This window comes from Streptomyces sp. 135, assembly GCF_020026305.1.
Lineage (GTDB): Bacteria > Actinomycetota > Actinomycetes > Streptomycetales > Streptomycetaceae > Streptomyces.
In genome coordinates, this window is sequence record NZ_CP075691.1 from 3,996,211 (window position 1) to 4,020,617 (window position 24,407).

General features: G+C 71.6%; 28 protein-coding genes and 1 pseudogene. 9 read left to right on the forward strand and 20 right to left on the reverse strand.

Annotated features, from left to right (window positions below; translation table 11 throughout):
* The first annotated feature begins 156 nt into the window (after positions 1-156).
* On the forward strand, positions 157-816 hold the full coding sequence (locus KKZ08_RS17945) for a peroxiredoxin-like family protein (RefSeq protein ID WP_223775421.1): 660 nt from the start codon (positions 157-159) through the stop codon (positions 814-816).
* On the opposite strand, the gene KKZ08_RS17950 is transcribed toward KKZ08_RS17945, so the two are convergent.
* Positions 747-1,805 (reverse strand): helix-turn-helix domain-containing protein, encoded by a 1,059-nt coding sequence (locus tag KKZ08_RS17950; RefSeq protein ID WP_223775422.1) that lies wholly within the window; start codon positions 1,803-1,805, stop codon positions 747-749. The genes KKZ08_RS17945 and KKZ08_RS17950 overlap by 70 nt on opposite strands.
* Positions 1,806-1,916: 111 nt before the next feature.
* Here KKZ08_RS17950 and KKZ08_RS17955 point away from each other — a divergent pair, with 111 nt between their 5' ends.
* Positions 1,917-2,837: an NAD(P)-binding domain-containing protein gene (locus tag KKZ08_RS17955; protein WP_223775423.1), complete on the forward strand. Its 921-nt coding sequence runs from the start codon at positions 1,917-1,919 to the stop codon at positions 2,835-2,837.
* 86 nt (positions 2,838-2,923) lie between these two features.
* Complete coding sequence (locus tag KKZ08_RS17960) at positions 2,924-4,408, forward strand: penicillin-binding protein 2 (protein WP_223775424.1); 1,485 nt, start codon at positions 2,924-2,926, stop codon at positions 4,406-4,408.
* 16 nt (positions 4,409-4,424) lie between these two features.
* Here the strand turns inward: KKZ08_RS17960 and KKZ08_RS17965 are convergent, their stop codons facing one another.
* On the reverse strand, positions 4,425-6,497 hold the full coding sequence (locus KKZ08_RS17965; protein WP_223775425.1) for an AAA family ATPase: 2,073 nt from the start codon (positions 6,495-6,497) through the stop codon (positions 4,425-4,427).
* A gap of 77 nt (positions 6,498-6,574) precedes the next feature.
* Here KKZ08_RS17965 and KKZ08_RS17970 point away from each other — a divergent pair, with 77 nt between their 5' ends.
* On the forward strand, positions 6,575-7,225 hold the full coding sequence (locus tag KKZ08_RS17970; RefSeq protein WP_223775426.1) for a TetR family transcriptional regulator: 651 nt from the start codon (positions 6,575-6,577) through the stop codon (positions 7,223-7,225).
* Here the strand turns inward: KKZ08_RS17970 and KKZ08_RS17975 are convergent.
* The 4 genes from KKZ08_RS17975 to KKZ08_RS17990 all read right to left on the reverse strand — a co-directional run bounded on the left by KKZ08_RS17975 (position 7,216) and on the right by KKZ08_RS17990 (position 11,874).
* Positions 7,216-8,094 carry a hypothetical protein gene (locus KKZ08_RS17975; RefSeq protein ID WP_223775427.1) on the reverse strand — a complete coding sequence of 293 codons (879 nt, stop codon included), beginning with the start codon at positions 8,092-8,094 and terminating at the stop codon, positions 7,216-7,218. The two genes, KKZ08_RS17970 and KKZ08_RS17975, sit on opposite strands and share 10 nt — an antisense overlap.
* A 75-nt stretch (positions 8,095-8,169) precedes the next feature.
* A complete protein-coding gene (locus KKZ08_RS17980) occupies positions 8,170-10,113 on the reverse strand; it encodes an HAD-IA family hydrolase (protein ID WP_223775428.1) in 1,944 nt (647 codons plus the stop codon).
* A 102-nt stretch (positions 10,114-10,215) separates the two neighbouring features.
* Entirely contained in the window at positions 10,216-10,971 is a 756-nt protein-coding gene (locus KKZ08_RS17985; protein ID WP_223775429.1) for an HAD family phosphatase, read from the reverse strand.
* Positions 10,972-11,874, reverse strand: coding sequence for a winged helix-turn-helix domain-containing protein (locus KKZ08_RS17990; protein ID WP_223775430.1), 903 nt, complete (start codon positions 11,872-11,874; stop codon positions 10,972-10,974).
* 125 nt (positions 11,875-11,999) lie between these two features.
* Between KKZ08_RS17990 and KKZ08_RS17995 the strand changes: the two genes are divergently transcribed.
* Positions 12,000-12,188, forward strand: a complete 189-nt coding sequence (locus KKZ08_RS17995; protein WP_223775431.1) for a hypothetical protein — start codon at positions 12,000-12,002, stop codon at positions 12,186-12,188.
* Between the two features lie 23 nt (positions 12,189-12,211).
* On the opposite strand, the gene KKZ08_RS18000 is transcribed toward KKZ08_RS17995, so the two are convergent.
* On the reverse strand, positions 12,212-13,120 hold the full coding sequence (locus KKZ08_RS18000) for a GntR family transcriptional regulator (RefSeq protein WP_223775432.1): 909 nt from the start codon (positions 13,118-13,120) through the stop codon (positions 12,212-12,214).
* Positions 13,121-13,346: 226 nt separating this feature from the next.
* On the opposite strand from KKZ08_RS18000, the gene KKZ08_RS18005 reads away from it, so the two are divergent.
* Complete coding sequence (locus tag KKZ08_RS18005; protein WP_223775433.1) at positions 13,347-13,532, forward strand: hypothetical protein; 186 nt, start codon at positions 13,347-13,349, stop codon at positions 13,530-13,532.
* A gap of 132 nt (positions 13,533-13,664) precedes the next feature.
* Here the strand turns inward: KKZ08_RS18005 and KKZ08_RS38660 are convergent.
* The 4 genes and pseudogenes from KKZ08_RS38660 to KKZ08_RS18025 form a co-directional block, all read right to left on the reverse strand.
* Positions 13,665-14,545: pseudogene (locus KKZ08_RS38660) on the reverse strand (GNAT family N-acetyltransferase); the annotation flags it as partial.
* 82 nt (positions 14,546-14,627) lie between these two features.
* Positions 14,628-14,771 (reverse strand): hypothetical protein, encoded by a 144-nt coding sequence (locus KKZ08_RS38665; protein WP_263303347.1) that lies wholly within the window; start codon positions 14,769-14,771, stop codon positions 14,628-14,630.
* Entirely contained in the window at positions 14,738-14,956 is a 219-nt protein-coding gene (locus tag KKZ08_RS18020; protein WP_223775434.1) for a hypothetical protein, read from the reverse strand. The genes KKZ08_RS38665 and KKZ08_RS18020 overlap by 34 nt, the downstream gene beginning before the upstream one ends.
* A 58-nt stretch (positions 14,957-15,014) precedes the next feature.
* The gene (locus KKZ08_RS18025; protein ID WP_223775435.1) at positions 15,015-15,617 is read right to left on the reverse strand and encodes an ABC transporter substrate-binding protein; all 603 of its coding nucleotides are present in this window, start codon (positions 15,615-15,617) and stop codon (positions 15,015-15,017) included.
* A 181-nt stretch (positions 15,618-15,798) separates the two neighbouring features.
* Between KKZ08_RS18025 and dtd the strand changes: the two genes are divergently transcribed.
* Positions 15,799-16,236 (forward strand): D-aminoacyl-tRNA deacylase, encoded by a 438-nt coding sequence (gene dtd, locus KKZ08_RS18030; RefSeq protein WP_205036443.1) that lies wholly within the window; start codon positions 15,799-15,801, stop codon positions 16,234-16,236.
* Positions 16,237-16,251: 15 nt separating this feature from the next.
* On the opposite strand, the gene KKZ08_RS18035 is transcribed toward dtd, so the two are convergent.
* The 3 genes from KKZ08_RS18035 to KKZ08_RS18045 all read right to left on the reverse strand — a co-directional run bounded on the left by KKZ08_RS18035 (position 16,252) and on the right by KKZ08_RS18045 (position 18,328).
* Positions 16,252-17,217, reverse strand: coding sequence for a folate-binding protein (locus KKZ08_RS18035; RefSeq protein WP_223775436.1), 966 nt, complete (start codon positions 17,215-17,217; stop codon positions 16,252-16,254).
* Between the two features lie 66 nt (positions 17,218-17,283).
* Positions 17,284-17,724, reverse strand: a complete 441-nt coding sequence (locus tag KKZ08_RS18040) for a transcriptional repressor (RefSeq protein ID WP_223775437.1) — start codon at positions 17,722-17,724, stop codon at positions 17,284-17,286.
* Between the two features lie 16 nt (positions 17,725-17,740).
* Positions 17,741-18,328: an FABP family protein gene (locus KKZ08_RS18045; RefSeq protein ID WP_223775438.1), complete on the reverse strand. Its 588-nt coding sequence runs from the start codon at positions 18,326-18,328 to the stop codon at positions 17,741-17,743.
* A 259-nt stretch (positions 18,329-18,587) separates the two neighbouring features.
* Between KKZ08_RS18045 and KKZ08_RS18050 the strand changes: the two genes are divergently transcribed.
* Together KKZ08_RS18050 and KKZ08_RS18055 are read left to right on the forward strand one after the other, a co-directional pair.
* Positions 18,588-18,950, forward strand: coding sequence for a DsrE family protein (locus KKZ08_RS18050; protein ID WP_223775439.1), 363 nt, complete (start codon positions 18,588-18,590; stop codon positions 18,948-18,950).
* Between the two features lie 25 nt (positions 18,951-18,975).
* The gene (locus KKZ08_RS18055; protein WP_263303348.1) at positions 18,976-19,272 is read left to right on the forward strand and encodes a DUF3099 domain-containing protein; all 297 of its coding nucleotides are present in this window, start codon (positions 18,976-18,978) and stop codon (positions 19,270-19,272) included.
* A 78-nt stretch (positions 19,273-19,350) separates the two neighbouring features.
* On the opposite strand, the gene KKZ08_RS18060 is transcribed toward KKZ08_RS18055, so the two are convergent.
* The 6 genes from KKZ08_RS18060 to KKZ08_RS18085 all read right to left on the reverse strand — a co-directional run bounded on the left by KKZ08_RS18060 (position 19,351) and on the right by KKZ08_RS18085 (position 24,185).
* The gene (locus KKZ08_RS18060) at positions 19,351-19,638 is read right to left on the reverse strand and encodes a DUF1416 domain-containing protein (RefSeq protein WP_223775441.1); all 288 of its coding nucleotides are present in this window, start codon (positions 19,636-19,638) and stop codon (positions 19,351-19,353) included.
* Between the two features lie 45 nt (positions 19,639-19,683).
* Positions 19,684-20,529: a sulfurtransferase gene (locus tag KKZ08_RS18065; protein WP_223775442.1), complete on the reverse strand. Its 846-nt coding sequence runs from the start codon at positions 20,527-20,529 to the stop codon at positions 19,684-19,686.
* Positions 20,530-20,965: 436 nt separating this feature from the next.
* Positions 20,966-21,718 carry a DUF2993 domain-containing protein gene (locus KKZ08_RS18070; RefSeq protein WP_223775443.1) on the reverse strand — a complete coding sequence of 251 codons (753 nt, stop codon included), beginning with the start codon at positions 21,716-21,718 and terminating at the stop codon, positions 20,966-20,968.
* 125 nt (positions 21,719-21,843) lie between these two features.
* On the reverse strand, positions 21,844-23,058 hold the full coding sequence (locus KKZ08_RS18075; RefSeq protein WP_223775444.1) for a hypothetical protein: 1,215 nt from the start codon (positions 23,056-23,058) through the stop codon (positions 21,844-21,846).
* A 5-nt stretch (positions 23,059-23,063) separates the two neighbouring features.
* On the reverse strand, positions 23,064-23,318 hold the full coding sequence (locus KKZ08_RS18080; protein WP_223775445.1) for a MoaD/ThiS family protein: 255 nt from the start codon (positions 23,316-23,318) through the stop codon (positions 23,064-23,066).
* A 12-nt stretch (positions 23,319-23,330) separates the two neighbouring features.
* Positions 23,331-24,185: an alpha/beta fold hydrolase gene (locus tag KKZ08_RS18085; protein ID WP_223775446.1), complete on the reverse strand. Its 855-nt coding sequence runs from the start codon at positions 24,183-24,185 to the stop codon at positions 23,331-23,333.
* Positions 24,186-24,407: the final 222 nt, after the last annotated feature.

A 24,407-nucleotide genomic window follows, 5' to 3' on the forward strand; every position in this document is an offset into this window, starting at 1 on the left:
GAGTTGGTGCTCCCGCACGCCGAGTACGTCCTCGCGCCGTTCTTGGAACGGTAATTCCAAGATACCTCTTGACGCTCCACCCACACCCCCTCATCCTGAAACGACCGTTCCAAGTTCAGGTCCGGCACGGACCGCTCAGGACCGAAAGGCCCCCGCATGAGCCTCAAGGACGACCTCCACGACCTGTACGCCAACGCCCACCGCAGGCTGCCCGCGGACGTCCTGGAGGTCATGGACCGCGGCGCCGCCCAACTCCTCGCCACCCGCCTCGCGGAGAGCGCCCTCGGCGCCGGCGACCCCGCGCCCCGCTTCACCCTCGCCTCGGCCACCGGCGAGGAGATCTCCCTTGACGCCCTGCTCGCCGAGGGGCCCGTCGTCCTGACGTTCTACCGCGGCGCCTGGTGCCCCTACTGCAACCTCGCCCTGCGCGCCCTCCAACAGCACCACGCCGACCTCACCGCCCGTGGCGCGCGTCTGGTGGCCGTCTCGCCGCAGATCCCCGACGAGAGCCTCACCCTCTCCGAGAAGAAACGGCTCGCCTTCCCCGTGCTCAGCGACATCGGCTCCGGCGTCGCCAAGCAGTTCGGCATCGCCTTCGACCTCTCCGACGAACTGGGCGCGCTGTACGACAGGCTGGGCTTCGACCTCGACCGCGTGAACGCCGGTCACCACCGGACCCTGCCGCTGCCCGCCACCTACGTCATCGACCGCGCCGGCGTCATCCGCTGGGCGTTCGTCGACACCGACTACACCGTGCGGGCCGAGCCGGCCGACGTCCTGGCCGCGCTGGACGCCCTCGAAGAGACGCGGGCCTGACCGCCACCGGCGCTGAAGAAGGACCGCCGGTAGTCCCCCGGTGACACCCCCACCTGCTTGAGGAAGTGGTGCCGGAGGTTGTTGGCCGTGCCGAGGCCGCTCAGCTCGCCGATCCGCTCGACCGGCAGGTCCGTCGACTCCAGGAGGCTCTGGGCCCGCGCGAGGCGCTGGTTCAGGAGCCACTGGAGCGGCGTCGTGCCGGTGGCCGCCTGGAGGCGGCGGTAGAAGGTGCGCGGGCTCATCGCGGCCCGCCGCGCCAGGTCGTCGACGGTCAGCGGACGGTCCAGGCGGGCACGGGCCCAGTCCAGTACGGGACCGAGGCCCGCGTCGTCCGTCTCGGGCACGGACAGGTCGATGAACTGCGCCTGCCCGCCGGGACGGTGGGCGGGTACGACCATGCGCCGGGCCAGCTGGTTGGCGACGTGCGCGCCGAGGTCGCGGCGCACCAGATGCAGGCACAGGTCGACGCCCGCGGTCAGGCCGGCGCTGGTCAGGACGTCGCCGTCGTCCACGTACAGCACGGAGTCGTCGACCGTCACCTTCGGGTACCGGGCGGCGAGCTGGGCGGTGTGCATCCAGTGCGCGGTCGCCCTGCGGCCGTCCAGGAGCCCCGCCTCGGCCAGCGCGAAGGCGCCGGTGCACAGGGAGACCATGCGGGCACCGGCCGCGTGGGCGCCGCGCAACGCGTCCGTCAGGCCCGGCGGCAGGGCCCTGCCTTCGTCGACGCAGGCGTCCGGCACGGAGGTCACGATGACCGTGTCCGCCCCCGCGAGGCCTTCGAGCCCGTAGGGGGTGCGCAGGGCGAGGCCGAACGGTCCGTCCCCGCCCTTCCGTTCACCCGTGGCGCACAGCCGCAGGTCGTACCAGTGGTCGGACAGGTCGGGCTGCGGCTTGCCGAACACCGTGAAGGGGATGCTCAGTTCGTACAGATCCCAGGACGGGATCCCGATCTCCTCGGCCACGACCACCGCGACGGAACCAGCGCTCATGCGGCGAGCGTACGAGGACGGGGGCACCCGGCGAGACCCTGGCAGGAATTTGGTGATCGCCGTCACCACTGTCACTGTCGGGCGCCGCCCCGCCCTGCGAGCGTGATCCCCATGAACGCGCAGAACATGAACGCACAGAACACGAACACTTCCGCTCCCGTCACCGTCATCGGCCTCGGCCTCATGGGCTCCGCCCTCGCCGGCGCCCTCCTGGACCGCGGCCACCCCACCACCGTCTGGAACCGCACCCCGCAGAAGGCGAAGCCCCTGGCCGACCGCGGCGCGCGCGTGGCGGTGAGCGCCGGGGACGCCGTCGCCGCGAGCGGTCTCGTCCTGGTCTGCGTACTCGACTACGACGCGCTGCGCACCGTCCTCGACCCGGTGGCCGAAGCGGGCGGACTCGCCGGGAAAGCGCTGGTCAACCTCACCTCGGGGGCGCCGAAGCAGGCCGTGGCGATGGCGGCCTGGGCCACCTCGCACGGCGCGGGCTACCTCGACGGCGGCATCATGACGACCCCGCCGGGCGTCGGCGACCCGCGGATGATGTTCCTCTACAGCGGCTCCGAAGCCGTCTTCGAGACGCACCGCCCCGCCCTCACCGCGCTCGGCGACCCGCTCTACCTCGGCGCCGAACCGGGCCTCGCCTCGCTGTACGACTCCGCGCTGCTCGGCCTGATGTGGGCGACGTTCACCGGCTGGCTGCACGGCACCGCCCTGGTGACCGCCGACGGGACCACCGCCACGGACTTCACCGGGGTCGCGCTGCGCTGGCTGAACGGCGCCGTCTCCGGTTTCCTGACGACGTACGCGCCCCAGGTCGACGCCGGGCACCACCCGGGGGACGACGCCACCATCGACGTACAGATCGCCGCCATCGGCCACCTCATCCACGCCGCGCACGCGCGCGGCATCGACAACTCCCTGCCCGAGCTCCTGAAGGCGACGATGGAGCGGGCCGCCGCCGCGGGCCACGGCTCCGACAGCTACGCGAGCGTGATCGAGGTGCTGCGCGGCGGCGCGACCCGCCGGTAGATGCCGGATTCCGGCCCACGCCGCGGGGGAAGCGGACAGGATGGACCGGAAACGTTCATCCGTCGGCCCGGGGGGAGCCACCACCCATGAACCGTCCGCTGCGGCACATCGCCGTCTTCTGCGGGATCCTCACGCTCGCGCTGCTGCTGCGGGCGACCTGGGTGCAGTTCGCGCAGAACGACAACCTGGCGAACCACGAGAAGAACCGCCGCGTGCAGATCGAGGCCTTCTCCCACCCCCGCGGCGACATCATCGTCGGCGGCAAGTCCATCACCGGCTCGAAGAAGACGTCCGGCACCGACTTCGCGTACAAGCGGACCTTCAAGCAGGGCCCCATGTACGCGCCGGTGACGGGCTACTTCTCGCAGGCCCAGGGCGGCACCTTCCTTGAGGGCGTCCACAACGGCATCCTCAGCGGCAACGACGACCGGCTCTTCATCAAGCGCACCCTGGACATGCTGACCGGCAAGAAGCAGCAGGGCGGCGACGTCGTCACCACCATCGACCCCAAGGCGCAGAAGGCGGCCTACGACGGCCTGGTGCGGCTGGACGCCAAGGGCGCCGTCGTCGCGCTCGACCCCCGCACCGGCAAGGTGCTCGCCCTGGCCAGCACCCCCTCGTACGACCCCTCGGTCTTCGCGGGCATCTCGCAGGAGGAGGGGCGGACCTTCCAGCGGCTCGCCAAGCGCAAGGACAAGCCGCTGAGCAACCGCGCGCTGCGCGAGATCTACCCGCCGGGCTCCACCTTCAAGATCCTCACGGCGGCCGCCGCCCTGGAGCACGGCGTCGTCACGGACATCGACAAGCCGACCGGCGCCAGGACCCCGTACAAACTGCCCCTCAGCTCCACCCGCATCGGCAACGACGTGCCGGACTCCAACTGCGACAAGGTGTCGGTGAAGACCGGCATGCAGTGGTCCTGCAACAACGTCTTCCTCGACATCGCGCTCAAGGTCGGCAAGGACAAGATGCGCGAGACGGCGGAGAAGTTCGGCTTCAACGAAGAGCAGTTCATCCCGGTGCGGACCGTGGCCAGCAGCTATCCGGAGGAGCTCGACAAGCCGCAGACCGCGCTGACCGGCATGGGCCAGGGCAGCCTGACCAGCACCCCGCTCCAGATGGCGATGGTCACGGCCGGTCTCGCCAATGACGGCAAGGTCATGAAGCCGTACCTGGTCGAGGAGTTGCGCGGCCCCGACCTGACGACGATCGAGAAGTCCGAGCCCCACGAGCTGAACCAGGCCGTCTCCGAGGACACCGCGAAGAAGGTCCAGGAGATGATGGAGAACACCGTCGAGAACGGCACGGCGAACAAGGCGCGGATCGCGGGCGTCACGGTCGGTGGCAAGACCGGCACGGCCCAGCACGGCGCGGACGTCACCGACGAACGCCCGTACGCCTGGTTCGTCTCCTACGCCAAGACCCCCGGAAACGACGCGGGCGAGTCCCCGGTCGCGGTGGCGGTCTTCGTCGACCCGTCGAACATGAACATCCCGCGCTCGGAGATCGCGGGCGGCAAGCTGGGCGCGCCGATCGCGAAGGCCGTCATGGAGGCGGTCCTGGAGCGCTGACACCCGCCGCGCGGCGTCACGCCTCCCACGGCAGCGGCCCGCTGTGCACCACGTCGAGCCGGGACACCGCCCGGGTCAGCACGACGTACAGCCGGTGCGGGCCGCGCCGCTCGGCCGCCGCGATCTCGGCGGGTTCCACGGCGACGACATGGTCGTACTCCAGGCCCTTGGCGAGCGAGGCGGGCAGCACGGTCACGCGCGCGCCCAGCTCGTCCGCGCCCGCCGTCTCGATCCCGGCCGCCGCCAGGGCCGCCCGCAGCCGTTCGGTCCGCGCGTCGGCGGCGATGACACCGACCGAGCCCTCCCACGCGAGCGCGCCCCGCACGGTCTCGACGGCGGTGGCCTCCACGTCGCGCGCCTTGAGGACGCGCAGCTCCCCGTCGGCCCGCATGGACCGCGCGGGCGGCACATCCACATCGAGGCGGGCGAGGAGCCGGTTGGCGAGCCCCACGATGGCCCGCGGCACCCGGAAGCCGGTGGTCAGCGGGGTCACGGTGGCATCCGGCTTGCCGAGGTGGCCGAGCAGCGCCGCCCAACTGCGGGCCGCCCAGGGGGTGGTGGCCTGTGCGAGATCGCCGAGGACCGTCAGCGAACCGAAGTCCGAGCGGCGCGCGATGGCCCGGCACTCCATCGGCGACAGGTCCTGCGCCTCGTCGACGACGATGTGCCCGTATCCGGCGGGGCGGTCGAGGAGACCGTCGATCTCGTCCATCAGCACCAGGTCGGCGGCGCTCCACTTCGCGGACTTGTACGAGCGCGGGGGCCTCGCCCACAGGATCGCCTTCTGCTCCTCGGCGTCAAGGATGCCGTCCGCGGCGGCGGCGAGCGCGTCCGAGTCGGCGAGCAGCCCCGCGAGGACCTCGTCCGCCCGCACCTTGGGCCAGGCCCGGTCGACGAAGGCACTCACCGGCCGGGCCCGGGAGATCTTCCGCACCCAGGCGTTGCCGCGCGGCCCGGAGCGCCGCTCGGCCTGCTCCTGGACGGCCCGCACGGCCCGGCTGCGCACCCGCTCGCGCCCCACGGAGTACGGCGGCTCCTCGGCCCGCACGGCGTCGACGATCCGCTCCAGCTCGTCGAGCGGCACCCGCCAGCGGTAGGACCCGTCCGGCACCGCCAGCGACTCGGCGGGCGGCGCGACGCGGGAGTACAGGGCGCGGCGCAGCACGGCCGCCATCCGGACGTCGTGCTTGACCAGGGCGGCGGCCTCGTCGTCCGTGGCACGCACCGGATGGCCGTGGTCACGGCCGATTTCGTCCCGCACGGTGGACTGGCGCACCCCGCTCTCGCCGAGGGAGGGCAGCACCTCGGCGATGTAGCGCAGGAAGGTCTGGTTGGGGCCGAGGATGAGCAGCCCGGAGCGCCGTATCCGCTGGGGGTGGGTGTAGAGGAGGTAGGCGGCGCGGTGCAGTCCGACGGCGGTCTTGCCGGTGCCGGGGGCGCCCTGCACGCAGAGGGAGGCGGTGAGTTCGCCGCGTACGAGGTCGTCCTGCTCGGGCTGGATGGTGGCGGCGATGTCGCGCATGGGGCCGACGCGGGGCCGCTCGATCTCCCCGGCGACGATGCGGCTGCCGCCGCCTTCCGTGGCCTCGCCCTCGGCCAGGTGTTCGTCCTCCATGCCGGTGAGGTCCGCGGAGTCGCCCTTGCTGCCGGGCGCCCAGCCGAACCGGCGGCGGACGGCGACGCCCTGCGGGTCGCGGGCGCCGGCCTGGTAGAAGGCGCGGGAGACGGATGCGCGCCAGTCGACGACGAGGGGCGGTGCGGAGGGGTGCTCGGTGATGCGCAGGCGCCCGATGTGGTAGCGCTGCCCGCGGTGGTCGCCGGCCTCCTCGGCGGCGGGGCCGGTGGCGGCGAAGTCGAGGCGGCCGAAGAAGAGGGGCGCTTCGGGCAGCTCGCGCAGCTCCTTGGCGTGGCTGCGGAACTGGTGGCCGAGGACTTCGGCGTCGGCGCCGGACGCGGACACGTCCTCTCCTGAGACGACCCGTTCCTGGGCGCCTTCGACCATGCCGGCGAGTGCGGCGCGGCAGGCGTCGTGGTAGCTGCGTTCTTGGGTGAGGGCGGCGAGGGGGGTCTGAGAAGTCGGAGCGGCCATGCCCACCAGAATAATGTAACCGAGTTGAATTCGTAACCGAGTAACGTCGCCCTCCCGCCGCCCCTTAGACTCCCCCCATGACCAGCAGCGACGCCGAGCCCGCCGAGCCCGGCCTGCGGACCCGCAAGAAGCAGCAGCGCTATCAGACGATCTCCGAGACGGCGATCGCGCTCTTCCTGGAGAAGGGTTTCGACAAGGTGTCGGTCGCGGAGGTGGCCGCCGCGGCGGAGGTCTCCAAGCCGACCCTCTTCCGCTACTTCGCCGCCAAGGAGGACCTGGTCCTGCACCGCTTCGCCGACCACGAGGACGAGCCGGCCCGCGTCGTCGCCGCCCGCCCCGGCAAGCGCCCCGCCCTCGACGCCCTCCAGCGCCACTTCCTGGACGGCCTCGCGCGCCGGGACCCGGTGACCGGCCTCTGCGACGTCCCCGCGGTCCTCGCCTTCCACCGCCTGCTCTACGGCACCCCGTCCCTGGTCGCCCGCCTCCACGGCTACCAGAACCGCTCCGAACAGGCCCTCGCCGAGGCCCTGACCGCCGCACACGGCGGCAACCCCCTGGAATCTCGCCTGGCCGCGGCCCAGATCGTCGCCGTCCAGCGGATCCTCGCGGAGGAGAACTGGCGCCGGATCACCGCCGGCGAGACCGCGGACGAGGCCTGGCCCGACGCGGTGACCTCGGCGAACCACGCCTTCGCCCAACTGCGCACCGGCCTCCAGCGCTACGCGTGAGCCGGGGGCGGCTCGGGCAGCGCGGAGGCCAGCTCCCACAGGGTGTCGAAGAGCTCGCGCCGCCGCGCGACCTTCTCCCGCGCCTCGGCCCCCGACCTGACATGCCAGCGGGTCAGGGACGCCTGGTAGCCCATGAGGTCCAGCACCTGGCGCTCCGTGGGGGTGCGTGCCGGCTTCCTCACCACCTCGTCGTAGATGCCGTCGAACAGCTCCTCGTCGTTGATCAGGCAGAACTTCAGGAACGGCGTGATGTGCAGGGCGCGGAACCGCGCGTCCACGGCCCGGCGCCCCGCCAGATTTCGCGCGAGCTCGTCCAGGGCGCCCGCGAACCCCTGGGCCTTCGCCAGCAGCGTCGCCCGGAAGTCGGGGTCGTCCACGGCCTTGCCATCCCCGTCGAGCCTCCCCGGTATCGCCATCGAGGCGGTGAAGTCCGGCACGAGGATACGGATGACCACCGGCCGCGCATTCCCCCCGCCACCGAAATCCTCCAGGACGCGCAGGACCGGACGCACCACGGTTTCACCGGTGTACCCGATGGCGTCGATGCGGATCCGCTCGGGCCGCCCCGCCACCAGGGCCCGGCCGAAGTACTGCCGTAGATCCTCCGTCCTGATCTCGTCCCGCGCCTGTGGCCTCAGGGCGTCGTTCAGCCGCCGCACCTCGGCGTAGAGGACGTAGCCGACCAGGGTGAGGAGGGCGCCGCCCAGATAGGCCTTGCCCTCCAGGGCGTCCCCCACCGGCCGCACGAACTGCGCGACCAGGCCGAGGCAGAACACACCGAGCAACAGGGCCTTGGTGACGGCGCTCTCCGCGTCCGCCCAGCTTTCCGCCGCCCGCTCCCGCACCGTACGACGACCACTCGGCGCCACCAAGCCACCTCCGCACGGCGGGAGTCGGGCGGGCGGCCCAACAGGAGGAGACCATGGTGCCCGCCCGCCGTCCGGTCAGGAAGGGCCCGTCTCCAGGAGCCGTAGCAGCGGTTCCAGCGCGGGGACGACGAGCTCGGCCCCGGCCTCTCGCAGTGGCGCGGCCTTGCGCTCGTCGCGCGCGTACCCCACGAAGAGGACCTTGGCGTCCCGCGCCGCCTGGAGGTCGGTCGCCGTGTCGCCGATCATCACGGCCTCGGCGGGCTGGGCGCCCAGGCCGCGCAGGGCCCGGTTCAGGGAGTCGGGGTCCGGCTTGAGCAGGGCGGGCCGGTCCGTACGGCCGTGGATGTGCGGGCCGAACGTGTCCGTCAGACCGTGCAGGTGGAGGTAGGCGGCGACGGCGCGCGGCGAGTTATTGGTGACCACGGCGATACGCGCGCCCCGCTCCCGCAGCCCGCGGATCAGCCGGTGGGCGCCCGGCGTGGCCGGTGCCGTATGCGCGGCCCTGACCTCGCCGGCCGTGAGGATCGCCTCCAGTTCGGCGAGCAGACCGGCGTCCTGGATCACGCCCTCGCGCAGGGCGCGGTCCATGGCGCGCAGCACGTCGTGGGGGTCGGCGGACCGTTCCTCCTGCGGCATGAGGACACCGCTGACGCCGCGCTCGCGGGCATGTTCCCGCAGCTCGCGGGCGACGCTCGCGGATGACCCGTCCGGGAAGAGCCGGCAGACCGGTCCGTCGAAGTCGAAGAGCACGCAGCTCTCGTCAGGCGCGCTCAACAGCCGTGCTACTTCGCCCAGTTCGGCCGGGGCCGTATACAGCCCGCGCCCAGCGGCTTCCCGCTCAACGGTTCCGTCGGCGTCGCCGTCCATGTCCCGTGCCTCCCCTTCGCTCAGGGCCCGGCCGAACGGCCCCGCGAACCACTCCCGCAGGGCCCGCTCCGCCCGCCGCTCGTCCGGCACCTCGTCCAGCTTCAGGGGTTCGGCGGCGCGCCGCAATGCCCGGCAGACCCGCGCCGCCGCGTACGCGAAGTCCGCGTCGTCCGGCTCGCCCGGCGGCCCGGTCAGGTCGAGCGCGGCCCGCATGATGTCGGGAAAGACGGACTGGGCGTACTCGAAGTCGAGGTAGACGGGCAGGTCGGCGGCCAAACCCGCGGTCATGTCCCGGTGCCCGGCGCGCTCCATCGCCTCGGCCCACAGCTCCTTCATCATGCTCTGCTCGTCCTTCTCGTACTCCATGCGTACGAGATGGGTGGCGAGGTCGTGCAACGGGTCGCCGTACATGGCCAGTTCCCAGTCGATGACCGCGACCTGCTTGCGGTCGACGACGACGTTGGCGCGGTGCACGTCGGTGTGGAGCAGGCAGAAGGGCCGCGGCGTCAGGCGGGGGCGGTCCGGGTCGTCGCGGAAGGCGGCCATGACGCCGGGGCGGATGCCGACGGCGGTGAAGAGGTCGTGGAACCGCCACCGGTGGGGGCGGTGCACGCGCTCCTCGGTGAAGTCGACCAGCCAGGCGAGGAATTCCTCGGTCCGCGTCGACTCGGGCCAGCCCGCGGGCCGGGGCGGCAGCTCCGCCTCCGGCACGGAGGCGGCCTTGGCGAAGAACTCGGCGAAGGACCGCATCATCGGCTCTCCGACGCGACCCTCGGGCTGGACGTCGGACAGCGCCCGCCCCGCCCGGTAGGAGTGCAGCGACCAGTCACCGAAGTCCCGGAAGCAGCGCGGCACCTCAGCGAGGTGCCGGCTCACCACCTTCAGCAGCTCCGCCTCGCTGGGCCAGATGCGCGGCACCACCTCCACGGTCCGGCGCGGCATCCGGCATTTGACGCGGGCCCGGAACGGCATCGTGCGCAGCAGCAGGGCGAGGGACCAGCTGAGCGGCACGACATAGTTGATGTTGTGGTGACCTGCCACGACCTCACGGTCCGGGTGGTCCCTGTGCGAGTCGGCGAGGCGTCGGATCCACGTCTCGCGGCGCCCGCTCTTCGGCGCCTCGTGGGGGGAGCGAGGCGGAGGTGACGGCATGAGCGCAGAGGGTATCCGTTGACCGGAACCGTTTCTGTGACATGCCGCAATGTGGACACCGGCGCGCCGTTCGCCGCCTCCGTCCGCCCTTGGTGACCGCCCTCAGCGCCCCTTGGCACGCAGTCGCTTCAGGACGGGCTCGAGGGACGGGACCACGTGCCGCACACCCGCCGCCGTGAGCAGCCGGGCCTCGCGTGCACCGCGCGCGTAGCCCAGGAACCCGACGTCCGCCCGGCGGGCCGCCTCGAAGTCCGTGGGGGCGTCGCCGATCATCAGGGTGGTCTTCGGGTCGGCGCCCATGGCCCGCAGGGCACGGTGCAGGCAGTGCGGGTCGGGTTTGAGCAGCCTAAGGTCCTGGGTGCGGCCGTAGATGTGCGGGGCGAAGCACTCCAGGAGGCCGCGCGAGGCGAGGTAACGGCTCACGGCGCTCGGGGAGTTGTTGGTGGTGACGGCCAGCCGGGCGCCGACCGCCGTCCAGGTGCGGATGAGCGGGTCGACGTGCGGGGTGGGGAGGGCGGACACCACGGCGGTCAGCTCGTGCTGGGTGAGACGTTTCTCCAGCTCCTCGACCAGATCGCTGCGGGGGCGCCGGCGGTCGACGGCGCGCAGTACGACGTACGGGTCGACCTGGCGCCGCTCCTCCTCGGAGAGCAGGCCGGGCAGGCCCAGCCCCGCCAGGCACCGGACCTGGTCCTCGGCCACCTTCTGGGCCGAGCGTCCGGGGAAGAGCCGGCAGATGGGGCCGTCGAAGTCGAAGAGCACGAACCGAACAGGATCGATCAGATCATGAAGCCTTTCGGTCTCGTCACCGAGTCCCTCGGGCCATATCGCGTCGGATTGCGTCGAGTCAGCGGTCACTTAAGAGAGTGTCAGGTCCGTGGTGATGGTTGCCCAGAGTGCGTCGAACCACTTCTGCGACTCCTCCACGAACTGGGCGTCACGTGGCCCCTCCCCCGGCCCGCCGAAGGAGAAGAGCGGCGCCTTGACGCCCAGCACGTCATAGAGGTCCAGCACCTCGCTGCCGCCGTCCGCGTCCAGCTCCAGCTGCTCGCGCCCCAGCGTGTAGTACGCGAGCAGCGCCTCGCGGTGGTTGAGCAGATAGAGCTTGACGGGCGTGGTGAAGGGCAGCGCGCGGAAGGTGACGTCGACGTCGATGCCGTGCGAGGCCCGCAGCGCGCGCAGGTTGTGGCGCAGGACCTGGCCCTGCGCGTTGCGCTGGTTCAGCCAGCGCTGGTGGAGCCGCTCGCGGCTCTCCGCGTCGTACTGGACCGGCACCGGGAACGCCAGCTGGATGTCGCTGCTCGGCAGCAGGATCCGCACCTCGATCGAGCGCGGGCGGATGCGGCCCTCATGGATCAGACGGACCGGCTCCCCGAGGGCGATCATCAGCGTCTCGGCGGTGTAGGAGACCACGTCGATCCGCACGTCCTGCTCCGCGAACGCCTCGGCGAGGCGCGGGGCGAGGGCGACCATGGACGGCTGGGGGCCCCGGCTCGCGGGGGCCGGGCCCGATGCGGCGACCCTCGGCGGGCTGCCCTTGCTGACGTTGGAGAGGAGCCCTTCGCTCTGGAGCCTCTTCATCGCCTGCCGCACGGTGCCGCGCTCCACGCCGAACTCGTCGGCGAGCTCCGCCTGGGTCGGCAGACGGTCGCCCGCCTTCAGCTCACCCGCCTTGATGCGGTCCCGGATGGCGTCGGCGATGTCCTGGGGCGAGAGCTTTCTGCTGCCGTTCACTGCAACGTTCTCCTGGGTCACGACCAAACGATACAACTGACCGCCATCTCGGGGCAGTTGTAGGGGAGTTGTTTATTCGGTCGAACCAAGTGGGGACAACTACAGCAGAGTTGGTCGCCAACTTGGTCAAGATGGCAGAAGGGGGAACCATCATGCCCGTCATAGCCCTCCTCGCAGCCGTGGTCGCTGTCACCGTCGAACAGTTCGTGCAGTGGAAGTACGGCCCGATGGGCATCGCCGGTCTCCTCCTGCTGACCATCGGCCTCAAGGCGAAGAACGCCACGTGCAGCTCCATCGGCGCCGTGGTCCTCGCCCTGATGGTGACAGGCCCGGCGGGCTGAGCGGGCCGGCGGCGGGGTCCCGCTCAGCCCGCCGCCAGCTCCAGATCCCGGCTGATCGTGTTCCACAGCGCGTTGAACCACAGGTGGGACTGCTCCACGAACGTCGTGTCCCGCAGCCCGTCCCCTTGCCGGAACGGGAAGAGCATCGACTGCGTGCCCTGCGCGTCGTACATCTCCAGGGACTCCTGGCCGATCTCCTCGTCCCGCTTGGTGAGCGTGTAGTACGCGAACAGCGCCTCCGCGCCGTTGATCAGGTACAGCTTCACCGGCGGCGTGAACGGCAGCGCGCGGAACTGCACCGATACGTCGATGCCGTGCGAGGCCCGCAGCGCCAGGAGGTTGTGGCGCAGCACCTGCCCCTGCGCGTTGCGCTGGTCGAGCCAGCGGCGGTGGACGCGGCCGTCCTCGTCGTCCCCGCCGTCGACCGCCGCCGGGAAGGCGAGGTCGATGTCGCGGCTCGGCAGCAGCACCCGAACGTCGACCTTGGCCGGTTTGCGCTGCCCGGCGTGGATCCGCCGGAGCGGTTCGCCGATCGCCATGGTGAGGGAGACGGAGGTCAGGCAGAGCGCGTCTATCTCCACGTGCGGCGCCTCGAAGGCCGCCGCGACGCGCGGCGCGAGGCCGACCATCGTGGGCTGCGGGCGCGCCGCGTCGCCGCCTCCGAGCATGCGTTCGGAGGCGTCGGCCACCGTGGCGGGGCTCCCCTTGGACACATTGGACAGGAGGTGCTCACGGTGCAGGATGCGCAGCGCTTCACGCACGGCTCCGCGCTCCACGCCGAACTCGTCCGCCAGCTCGGCCTGGGTGGGCATGCGCCGGCCGGGCGGCAGCGCTCCGGACCTGATGCGGTCGCGCAGTACGTCGGCCACCTCGCGGTGGGAGCGCCGCCGCTTGCGCCCGTTGACGGGTGCGTGTTCCGTGCTCACAACCAAACAGTACAACTTCGCGCCATCTTAGGGGAGTTGCGGGAAAGGTGGTTATGAGTCGACTCCTGGCGGAGATAAGTCAGTTGAAGTTGGTAGCCAACTTTGGCGACATGGTCAGACCCTTCCGGGGTTGGCCACCACCCATCGGCAGCCGTGGCGACATACCCACCCGGCCCGCCAGTTGGTCACCGGCCGAACGGGGTCCGCCACCCCGATCCGAAGGAGGAACGCCATGCCGCTCATCGCCCTTGCCGTCGCCGCCCTCGCCATCGGCTTCGAACAGCTCATCCAGTGGAAGTACGGACCGCTGGGCATCATCGCCTTCGTCCTGCTGACCGTGGGGATCAAGGCGAAGAACACCAAGATCAGCGGGGTCGGGGCGGCGCTGCTCGTCCTGCTCCTCGCACAGCCGGGCTGACGGCCCGGCTGAGCGGGTCCGACTGGCCGGGTTCCCATCCGGAGGGGAGCCGGGAGTCCGGCCGGCCGTCGGAAAACCGAGTCCCGGCTCCCGGCTACGGGGGAGCCGGGACTCAGCTTTCCCGGGCCCGCCTCAGAAGATGTCCTGGCACCACGGCCGCCGGGCGGTGCGAAACAGGGCGTCGGCGTCCGCGGCCGCCCCGGCCCGCTCCTCGGCCACGAGCCCGAGCGCCACGAGCCGCGCCACGGACTCGTCCCCCAGCCACAGCCGCGCCAACGCACCGACGTCCAGGGTGAGATCGGGCTCCTGACGGGTCGGCGCGCACACCGCGCCGCCGCCCTGCGCCACCCCCAGCCGATAGCGCCCGCCCGCGAGCCCCGCCGCGTCGGCGACCTCCAGGACGAGCACCCCTGACCCCGCGTACGTACGCGCCTCCAGGGCCCGCCAGCCGGACTTCACCGTGGCGACCCGGTCGACCGGGCAGACGAAGTGCCGCAGGGCCCGCTCGGCGGCGGGCGTGACGGCGGTCAGCGACAGCACCGTCAAGGTGTTGACCGGCTGCCGGGTGTCGCTCCGCTCGTCGTCCGTGGCGCGGTACGCGACCAGGCCGTCGACGCGCCCCGACGGGTCGCGGTAGAGGGCGTAGAACGGCTCCTGCCAGGGGGCTCGGGCGTGGCCTGCTGCCCGGTGTTCCGCGGCCACCACCACCGGTCGCGGTTGACCGCGCCGTGCCGCGCGTCCCTGAACCGCTCGTGCAGCTCGGGCCCGAACTCGCGTACCTCGTCACCGTCGACGAGATCGATGCGGGCCCCGGTGTCCGACGGCCCCGACCAGCGCGGGTCGAGCCCCGAGCGCGGCACGTCGACCGTCCACTCGGTGACCGAGGTCGCGGGCCCGAAGCCGAACCGGCCGTAGATCCCGTACTCGGTGGCGATGAGCGTGGCGACCACGTCACCGCGCTCCTTCGCCGCCGCGAGATCGGCGGCCATCATGCGGGTGAGGATGGAGCGGCGATGGGGGTCCCCCCTGCTCCTTAAGAGCTTGATGGGGGTCCCCCCTGCTCCTTAAGAGCTTGATGGGGGTCCCCCCTGCTCCTTAAGAGCTTGATGGGGGTCCCCCCTGCTCCTTAAGAGCTTGGGGGAGCGTGGGCGCGACGGTCACCGCCGAGATGGCGTTGGCGGCCACGGCGGCACCGCCCACCGCGGTCAGCTCCTGGGCGTAGGACCGGTACGCCCCCACGCAGCGGCCGCGGTCGAAGGCCCCTGCATGCCGCCGATGTCACCGCGGGCGCGGGTGTGGGCCACGGCCTCGTCGGAGATGCCCGCCAGGGGGTACAGGAACCCGGCGTGGGCGGCCCGTACCCAGACGGGCGGCTCCGCGTCGGTGACCGCTCTTACCTCGATATCGCCTTCAAGATCGCGCATGCGCCCACGCCAGGCAGCCCGGCACGTTCTGCCCACCGGCTTTCCGCGTGAGCCCGGGTCACACCAGCAGATCGTCCACCTGCGCCTCGCCCTCGCGGTAGCGCCGGGTGATCTCCGCGCTGCAGTGGTCCGCCGTGCGCTGGAGCGACTGGCGGCGCCGCGAGACCTGCTGTTCGTACCGCACGAGGCGACCCATGGCCGCGGTCAGCTCCTCGTCCGTGCGGGCCGCCAGGTCGGAGAGCGCGACCTCGGCGAGCATCTCCGTGGCCAGCAGGCGGTACTCCTCGCTGTGCGGCGTGCCGAGCGTGACGTGCCGGGCCGACGAGCGCTGCCGCGCCGGGGCGTCCGCCAGGATCTCCGAGAGCCGGTCGACGACGGCCGCCTCCGGCTTCGGCTCCAGCGTGTTCCCCCGGCGCGCGATCTCGGCGCGCAGGATGTCGATGCGCCCCTGGAGAAGCCGACGCACATAGCTGAGGTCGGCCTCGTCCTGCTGCGCCGCCCTGCGCAGCTCCCGAAGCTCCGGCAGCCGCCGCGCCGCGAGGTCGCGCACCGGCACCTCGGGCAGCAGCGGACTCGCCGTGCGCTGCGTCGGCGGACGCGGAACCGGTGTGCGCCGCAGCGAGATGCGGCCGGGCGACTGCCCCGTACCTGGTGTGATCATGTTGCTCTACCCGTCCCCTCGACCGGCCGACGCGGTGCACCGCGTGTGAGCATCGTGCCACCCCGAGTGGCCGCTATGTGAATGAGTGCCCGGAATCAGCCCCAGATGGGGGGATCCTGGGCATCCGATGGAACCGCCGGGCCCGTCCGGCCGTCACGGGGGGGCACGGCATGATGGCCGCATGCGAGCAGTGGTGCAGAGGGTGGACGGCGCGAGTGTGGTCGTCGAGGGCGAGGACGGCCCCGAGACGGTGGGCGAGATCGACGGCGAGGGCCTGTGCGTCCTGGTGGGCGTCACGCACGACGACACCAAGGAGAAGGCGGCCCAACTGGCCCGCAAACTCTGGACGTTGCGCATGCTCGCCGACGAGAAGTCGTGCAGCGACATCGACGCGCCGCTGCTCGTCGTCAGCCAGTTCACGCTCTACGGCGACGCCCGCAAGGGCCGCCGCCCCACCTGGAACGCGGCGGCCCCCGGCGACGTGGCCGAGCCCCTGGTCGACGAGGTCGTGGCCCGGCTGCGCGCCCTGGGCGCGACCGTGGCGACCGGCCGCTTCGGGGCGCGGATGCGGGTGGGGCTGACGAACGACGGGCCGTTCACGGTGCTCCTGGAGATGTGAGCCCGCGCCTGGCCCCTACGGCTCGACCACGACCTCCTGGGCCGCGGCGGTGTCCCCCGCCACCAGCTCCGCGTCCACCGGCACGTTCCGCTTCACCAGCGCGAGGGCGATCGGCCCCAGCTCGTGGTGGCGGGCGGAGGTGGTGACGAACCCGAGCTTGCGGCCCTCGGCGCCCTCGCTCGCGAGGTGGACCGGCGTCCCGGCCACCGGCAGGTGGACGTCGCTGCCGTCCAGATGGAGGAAGACCAGGCGGCGCGGCGGCTTCCCCAGGTTCTGGACGCGGGCGACGGTCTCCTGCCCGCGGTAGCAGCCCTTCTGGAGGTGCACGGCGGTGCCGATCCAGCCCAGCTCGTGGGGGATCGTGCGGTGGTCGGTCTCGAAGCCGAGGCGCGGCCGGTGCGTCTCCACCCGCAGCGCCTCGTACGCGAGGAGACCGGCCGCCGGGCCGTTCTGCTCCGCGTAGGCCTCCAGGTCCGCGCGCGGCAGGAACAGGTCGCGGCCGTGCGCCGTCTCGCGTACGACGACTCCCTCGGGGACCGGGGCGATGGAACCGGCGGGCAGGTGGACGACGGCGAACTCGTCGGTGCGGTCGGCGACTTCCACGCGGTAGAAGAACTTCATGCTCTCCAGGTACGCGATGAGCGCGTCCTGCGTGCCGGGCTCGACGTGCGCCCAGATGGTCTCGCCGTCGTCCACGAGATAGAGGGCGTGTTCGATGTGGCCGTTGGCGGAGAGGATCAGCGCTTCGGTGGCCTGGCCGGCGGGCAGCTCGCTGACGTGCTGGGTGAGCAGCAGGTGCAGCCAGCTGAGGCGGTCGGAGCCGGTGACGGTGACCACACCGCGGTGGGAGAGGTCGACGAAACCGGTGCCGTCGGCGAGGGCGCGCTGCTCGCGGAACAGGTCGCCGTAGTGGGCGGCGACGCCTTCGTCCACGCCCTCGGCGGGGACGGCGCCGGGCAGGGACAAGAGGGGGCTCTTCATGTTCACAAAGGGTACGACCAGCGGGCCCCGACGCTTATTCCTGCCCGCGCCCGCCGCCGCTTCCGGCTACTCCTGGCGGCACTTCCCGCACTGCCCGAAGATCGCGAAGTGCTTCAGGTCGGTGTCAAAGCCGAAGGTCTCGCGCAGCTTGGCGGTGAACTCCGCGGCGACCTCGGTGTCGGCCTCGATGACGTCCGTGCAGTCCCGGCAGACCAAGTGCATGTGGTGGTGGCGGTCGGCCAGGTGGTACGTCGGCGCGCCGTGCCCGAGGTGGGCGTGGCTGACGAGGCCCAGCTCCTCCAGGAGCTCCAGGGTCCGGTACACCGTGGAGATGTTGACCCCCGACGCCGTCTTGCGCACTTCGCAGAGGATGTCGTCGGGGGTCGCGTGCTCAAGGGTGTCGACGGCTTCGAGAACGAGCTGACGCTGCGGGGTCAGCCGGTAGCCGCGCTGCCGCAGGTCGCTCTTCCAGTCGGAGTCGGTGCTCCTGGAGTCGGTGCTCGCCACACCAGAGAGTCTAGGTCTACTTGAAGAAAGCGATGCCGTCGTCGGGCAGGTCGCCGAGGTTGCGCGCCATGGCGGCGACCTCCTCGGGCGTGACGACCTTCTTGAGCTGCGCGGACATGTAGGGGCGCAGCGGCACCTCGGGGGTCTGCTTCTCGCCGACCCACATCAGGTCGCCCTTCACATAGCCGTAGAGCCGCTTGCCGCCGGTGTAGGGGCCGGAGGCGGCGGTGCGCGCGACGGCGTCCGTGACCAGGTCGATCTGCGGCTTCTTGTCGGCCAGCTCGCCGTACCAGACCTCGACGACGCCGTCGTCGCGGACCATCACGACCTCGACCTTGCGGGGGCCTTCCTCACCTTCGGCGGCAATGCGCCAGAAGCCCGACTCGGACTCCAGCGGCTTGACCTTGTTGCCCTCGGAGTCGAGCACCCAGGTGTACGAGCGGTACTCGATGAAGTCCCGCCCGTCGTGCGTGAAGGAGACCTCCTGGCCGAAGTTCGCCTTCTCGGCGCCGGGGAAGTCGGTGACGCCCGCGCCCGCCCAGTTGCCGAGGAGGAAGGCGAGGGGGACGAGGGAGGGGTTCAGGTCGGACGGAATCTCGATCATGGGAAGCTCAGGCGATCTGTGGTGGTGGGGAGGGTGGCGGGTATCAGCGCTGGCCCTGGTACAGCTTCTTCACGGTGAGCCCGGCGAAGGCGAGAACGCCGACGCAGACCAGGACCAGCAGGGCGGAGAAGAAGGCCTCAAGCACGGGGTGCTCCTCGGTGAGCTGTTGGGGCAGGTATCAGAGCCGGTCCCACTGTAGTCGGGCGGCGCCCGTCTCTCTCTGTGAGGGCCCTTACGTGTGGGGCCTTACGATGCCGCCATGGCGAAGAAGCTCGTGATCAAGGTGACCGCCGGGGCCGACGCCCCCGAGCGCTGCTCCCAGGCCTTCACGGTGGCGGCCGTGGCCGTGGCCAGCGGGGTGGAGGTGTCGCTCTGGCTGACCGGCGAGTCGTCGTGGTTCGCGCTGCCGGGCCGCGCGGCGGAATTCGACCTTCCGCATGCGGCGCCGCTGCCGGATCTGATCGACTCGGTCATGTCGGCGGGCCGGATCACGCTCTGCACGCAGTGCGCGGCGCGCCGCGACATCTCGGAGCAGGACGTCATCCCCGGCGTGCGGATCGCGGGTGCGCAGGTCTTCGTCCAGGAGGCGACGACGGAGGGCGTGCAGGCGCTCGTGTACTGAGGCCGCCCGGTCGTACGCTGGGCGTATGTACGCGCGCAGGCGCCATGTGTACTTCGTGATGATGGGGACGTGCCTCACGTTGTTCGTCCTGGCGTGGGGCGTCGTGCGGCTGTGGTCGGTGCCGGTCGCCGTCGGCATGTGCGTCGTGGCGATGGTGATCCCGCCACTGGCGGCCGTCGTCGCCAACCGGCGCGGCCCCGATGACCGGTGGGGGTCCCCCCTGGACGGAGCTTGTCGGAGTCCTCGGGGGAGGGACGATCCCTCCGGGGATCCCAAGTCGGACGAGTGGTGGGACGAGCTGGACGGCAGACGCCGCCGGTAGCCGAAGAGCCGCACCCCGTTCCAGTGGCGTCCAACCCCCTGGGGTGCGGCCCTTCGGCCGTTCACGGTGCGGCGCGGATCAGACCGCGATCGCGACCTCCGCGAGGCCACCCGGCTGGGCGACGACCTTGCGGTCGGCCGTGCCGCCGGGGACCAGCGCCCGGACGGTCCACGTGCCCTCGGCGGCGTAGAAGCGGAACTGTCCGGTGGCCGAGGTGGGGACCTCGGCGGTGAACTCGCCGGTCGAGTCGAGCAGGCGCACGTAACCGGTGACGGGCTCGCCGTCGCGGGTCACCTGGCCCTGGATCGTGGTCTCACCGGGCTTGATCGTCGAGACGTCGGGGCCGCCGGCCTTTGCTCCACACATGTCGTACTCCTGAGGTTCCTGAGGATGAGGGGAGGGTCGGGAGGCTTACTTGTCGGCGCCGAGCTCGATCGGCACGCCGACGAGGGAGCCGTACTCGGTCCAGGAGCCGTCGTAGTTCTTGACGTTGGTCTGGCCGAGCAGCTCGTGCAGGACGAACCAGGTCAGGGCGGAGCGCTCACCGATGCGGCAGTAGGCGATCGTGTCCTTCGACAGGTCCACCCGCTCGGCCTCGTAGAGGGCCTTGAGCTCCTCGTCGGACTTGAACGTGCCGTCGTCGTTGGCGTTCTTCGACCACGGGATGTTGCGGGCGCTCGGCACGTGGCCGGGGCGCTGCGACTGCTCCTGCGGGAGGTGGGCCGGGGCGAGCAGCTTGCCGCTGAACTCGTCGGGCGAGCGCACGTCGACCAGGTTCTGCGCGCCGATCGCGGCCACGACGTCGTCGCGGAAGGCGCGGATCGAGGTGTCCTGCGGCTTGGCCTTGTACTCGGTGGCGGGACGGTTCGGTACCTCGGAGCCGTCGACCAGGTCGCGGGAGTCCAGCTCCCACTTCTTGCGGCCGCCGTCGAGCAGCCGCACGTCCTGGTGGCCGTAGAGCTTGAAGTACCAGAAGGCGTACGACGCGAACCAGTTGTTGTTGCCGCCGTAGAGGACGACGGTGGAGTCGTTCGCGATGCCCTTCGCCGACAGGAGCTTCTCGAAGCCCTCCTGGTCGATGAAGTCACGGCGGACCGGGTCCTGGAGGTCCTTGGTCCAGTCGATGCGGATCGCGTTCTTGATGTGGTTCTTGTCGTACGCGGAGGTGTCCTCGTCGACCTCGACGAGGACGACCTTCGGGTCGTCGATGTGGGCCTCGACCCAGTCGGCGTCTACCAGGACGTCGCTGCGGCTCATGCTTCTCTCCTCCGGGGCAGTTACGGCGGTGCGGCGTTGCGAGGGGACGTGCGGGTACGGCTGAGACGCGCGGGGAGGCGCGGCGTACGTGGCACGGGGGGTGGCCCTGACCGATGTCGTCAACGGGCCGGGGGAATACGGGAGGTGCGACTCCCGCTAGAAGGTGCGACAGAGCATGGCGGCGACGCGGCACAGGTCTACTGCCCGCCGCTTCGTGAGGTCCGCCTGTCGGTTCATAGGGCCGATCGTAGGGATGCGAAGGCGGCTGTGTCACCGGCGCTCCGCATACTGAGACACGATCGTCCACGATGTGGGAATGGTTGAAGCCCGGGGCCGCCCCGGTGGGGCCCCGGGCTCCGTGTCGTGCCCGTCACATCCGCCCGCCGGACGGGTCCGTCTCGCACTGCGGACGGAGCCCTGCGGGGGGGGGCGGGGTTCAGCCGGTCAGGCTCACGTCCGAGCCGGTCACGGTCATGTCCACACCGTCCGGCGCCGCCTCGACCTTCTCCAGCTTGATCCCGGCCGGCAGGTCGTCGATCCTCTGCTCGAAGTCGGTGACGTCGCGGACCATGCCCTCGGGCAGCGGGACGGCGACACCGAGGATCTCCAGCTTCTTCGGGATCTCGTCGGCGTGGACCTTGATGGTGTCGCCCTCGACCCGCAGGGAGCTGAGCACGTGGACGGGCTTGGGCAGCTTCGCGCCGCCCTTGCTGACCTCGACCTCGACCTTGATCTTGCCGTTGCCCCCGTCGGAGAGGCCGACGACCTTGCCGGTGGCGCCGAGCGGCAGCGACACGGGCTCGGACTTGCCGGCCTTCAGCAGCTCGTCGTACGAGACGTGCGCGGTGCCCGTGGCGGTCGCGGCCGTCGCCGAGCTGTAGTCGCCGGAGAACTTCACGCCCTTCATGTGGGCGGTCAGATCGGCGATGCGGATCGAGTCGGACCCGGACCGGGCGTCGTAGTCCTTGATGCCGATCTCCACGTCGTCGAGCTCACCGCCCGCGACCTGGGTCAGGAAGGGGAAACCCTGGATGGAGACCTCGGGGGCCTCGCTCAGCCCCTCGCTGGTGCGCAGCTTCTCCGCCGCCTCGTTCTCGGCGAAGTTCACGGCGAGCCGGTCGGCCGCCACGAACAGACCCCCGAGGATCACGACGACGACCAGAAGTATTCGTACGGCGCGCTTGCTCATGTCCGGTCTTCCCCCACCTTGATCCCCCGTATCAACTGTCCTTGCCGCGAGCCTAAAGGACAGGTCCCCGGCCTTCGGGCCCGGCCGGGGACCTGTCGATCAGCTGTGACGATCGCGTACGGACGTCAGCCGATGGCACGGCCGAGGACGTAGACGGCCGGCGCGGCGGCGGCCAGCGGGAGCGCGACGCCCGCCGTCATGTGCACGAAGCGCGACGGGTAGTCGTAGCTCGCGGCGCGGTGCCCGATCAGCGCGCAGACCCCGGCGCCGAGGGCGAGCAGCGCGCCCTTGCCGCCCAGGTCCGTCATGCCGCCCAGCACGACCCCGGCGCCGGCGGCCGCGAGCAGCGCGACGACGACGGAGACGGGCGTGGGCAGCGGCAGCGCGCGGGCGACGACCGCGACGGCGACCGCGACGCAGCCCACGGTGACGGCGTCGGAGGCGGCCGCGAGGTGCCCGGCGGCGATGATCGCGAGCGCGGCGGAGACCACGGTGGCCATCAGCCCGTACATCCGCTCGTCCGCCCCGGCCCGGCTGCGCAGCTGGAGGACGAGCACCAGCAGCACCCACACGCCGAGGGTGCCGAGGATGGCGGCGGGCGCGTGCTCCTTGCCCACGGCGAGCAGCACGACGTCGGCTACGACACCGCCGAGGAAGGCGAGCGCGATGCCCTGCCGGGCGGGCCACATGCCGTTGAGCCGGAACCAACCGGCGGCGGTCACGGCCTGGAGGATCACCAGCGGCACGAGCAGGGCGTACGGCCCGGTGGCGGCGCCGGCCGCGAGCAGCAGCCCGAGGACCGCGGTGAGGGCGGCGGGCTGCATCCCCGGCTCGATGATCGGCGAACGCCCCTCGGCGCGGGCGCGCTGGGCGTCGGTGACGCGGGGGTTGCCGGTGGTGGTGGCGGAACCGTACGCGGGTCCTGCGGCTGCCGCTGCCGGTGCGGGCGCGGGCACGGGGGCCGCCCGGTGTGCCGGGGCGTACGCCTCGCTCTGCTGCGGCAGGTACGCCGTCTCCGTCATGTCCACCGCCGGGGCGGGCGGCTGCGCCTGCGCCTCCCAGGTCTGGCCCTCCCATTGCTGGGTGTACTGGTCCTGGGGGTACTGGCCCTGGGGGTACTGGCCCTGGGGGTACTGCCCCTGGGCGTACTGATCCTGGGAGTACTGATCCTGGGGGTAGGCCTGCGGGTACTGCTGTTGCTGCGGGTACTGCTGCTGCGAGTACTGCTGCTGCTCCGGATACTGCTGCTGGGCGTACTGCTGCTGCTCCGGATACTGCTGCCCGGCGTAGGGGTCGTACCCCTCATGGCCCTGATAGCCCTCGTACGGCTGATTGGACATGGCGCTCATCCTCCTGCGAACGGCGGGAGCACCTCGACCGTGCCGCCCTCGGCCAGCCGTACGGTCTCATGCCCGCGGGTCCCGACGGGGTCGCCGTCGACCAGGAAGGAGCATCGCTTCAGGACCCGGACGAGCTCTCCGGGGTGCCGCTCACGGGCGGCGTCCAGCGCTTCGGCGAGCGTCGCCGCCGCGTACGGCTCCTCGGCGACGCCCGCGGCCGCCTTGGCAGCGGCCCAGTAGCGAATGGTGCCGTTCACCATGCGACTCCCCTTTCAGTCGGCGGTTGCCGACGTCCATGATGCCGTGGCCCACGCCGCGATCCGCCCCGCGAGCTCGTCCGAGGCCGCGTGCTCCGCGTGCCCCATGCCTTCCTCCAGCCACAGTTCGGCCCCTTCCGGCGCGGCGGCGGCCAGCATCCGGGGGTGGTCGACGGGGAAGTAGGGATCGCGGGTGCCGTGCACGACGAGCAGCGGTGTCGCGCCGAACAGGGGGACGGATTCGACCGGCGAGAGGGGGACGGGGTCCCACTCGTGCGGGTGGATCCGGGTGCGCAGCCCGAAGCGGCCGACCACACGCCCTGTGGGCCGCGTCACGACCCAGTGCAGCCGCCGCATCGGCGCCGTTCCCCGGTAGTACCAGCGTGCCGGGGCGCTGACCGCGACGACCGCGTCGGTCCGCGCTTCCGTGCGCCCCCGGTGCGACGCACCGTGACGGAGCACGACGGAACCGCCCATCGAGAAGCCGACGGTCACCACATGCGCGTGACCGAGCGAGCGCGCCCACTCCACCGCCGCCGCCAGGTCCAGCACCTCGCGGTCGCCGACCGTGGAGTGCCCGCCGGACGCGCCGTGCCCCCGGAAGGAGAACGTGATCACGGCCGCACACTGCGCGAAGACGCCCGCGATGCGGCGCACGTGGGGCCGCGCGAGGTCTCCGGTGAAGCCGTGCGCGAGCACGATCGCGACGCCGCCGTCCCCGGCCGGGGACCCCGGACCGGGGTCGTACGCCGCGTCGATGGCGACCCCGTCCCGTGTACGGAGCGTGGCGCGCCGTCGAACACCAGGCTGAGCGCGAGTGAGCGGCCGCACAGAAGATCGCGCCGCTTGACCTGCCGGACCGGAACTCATGTGAGCTATTGTGCTGGGCAGAGGATCCGGGCAACGCAGCCCCCGGGTCCTTTTGTGCTTTCAGGCGGCCCAGGGCGCGGGCCCCCGGAATCGCAGCAGCATCCGTACCAATAGCAGTGCCGTAAACGCCCCCAAGCTCAAAGGAGCAGGGGGACCCCCTCCGCAGGGACCGAGGAGGAACCGACGTTATGGGCGAGCGAAACGTGCACGACGAACGCAGGA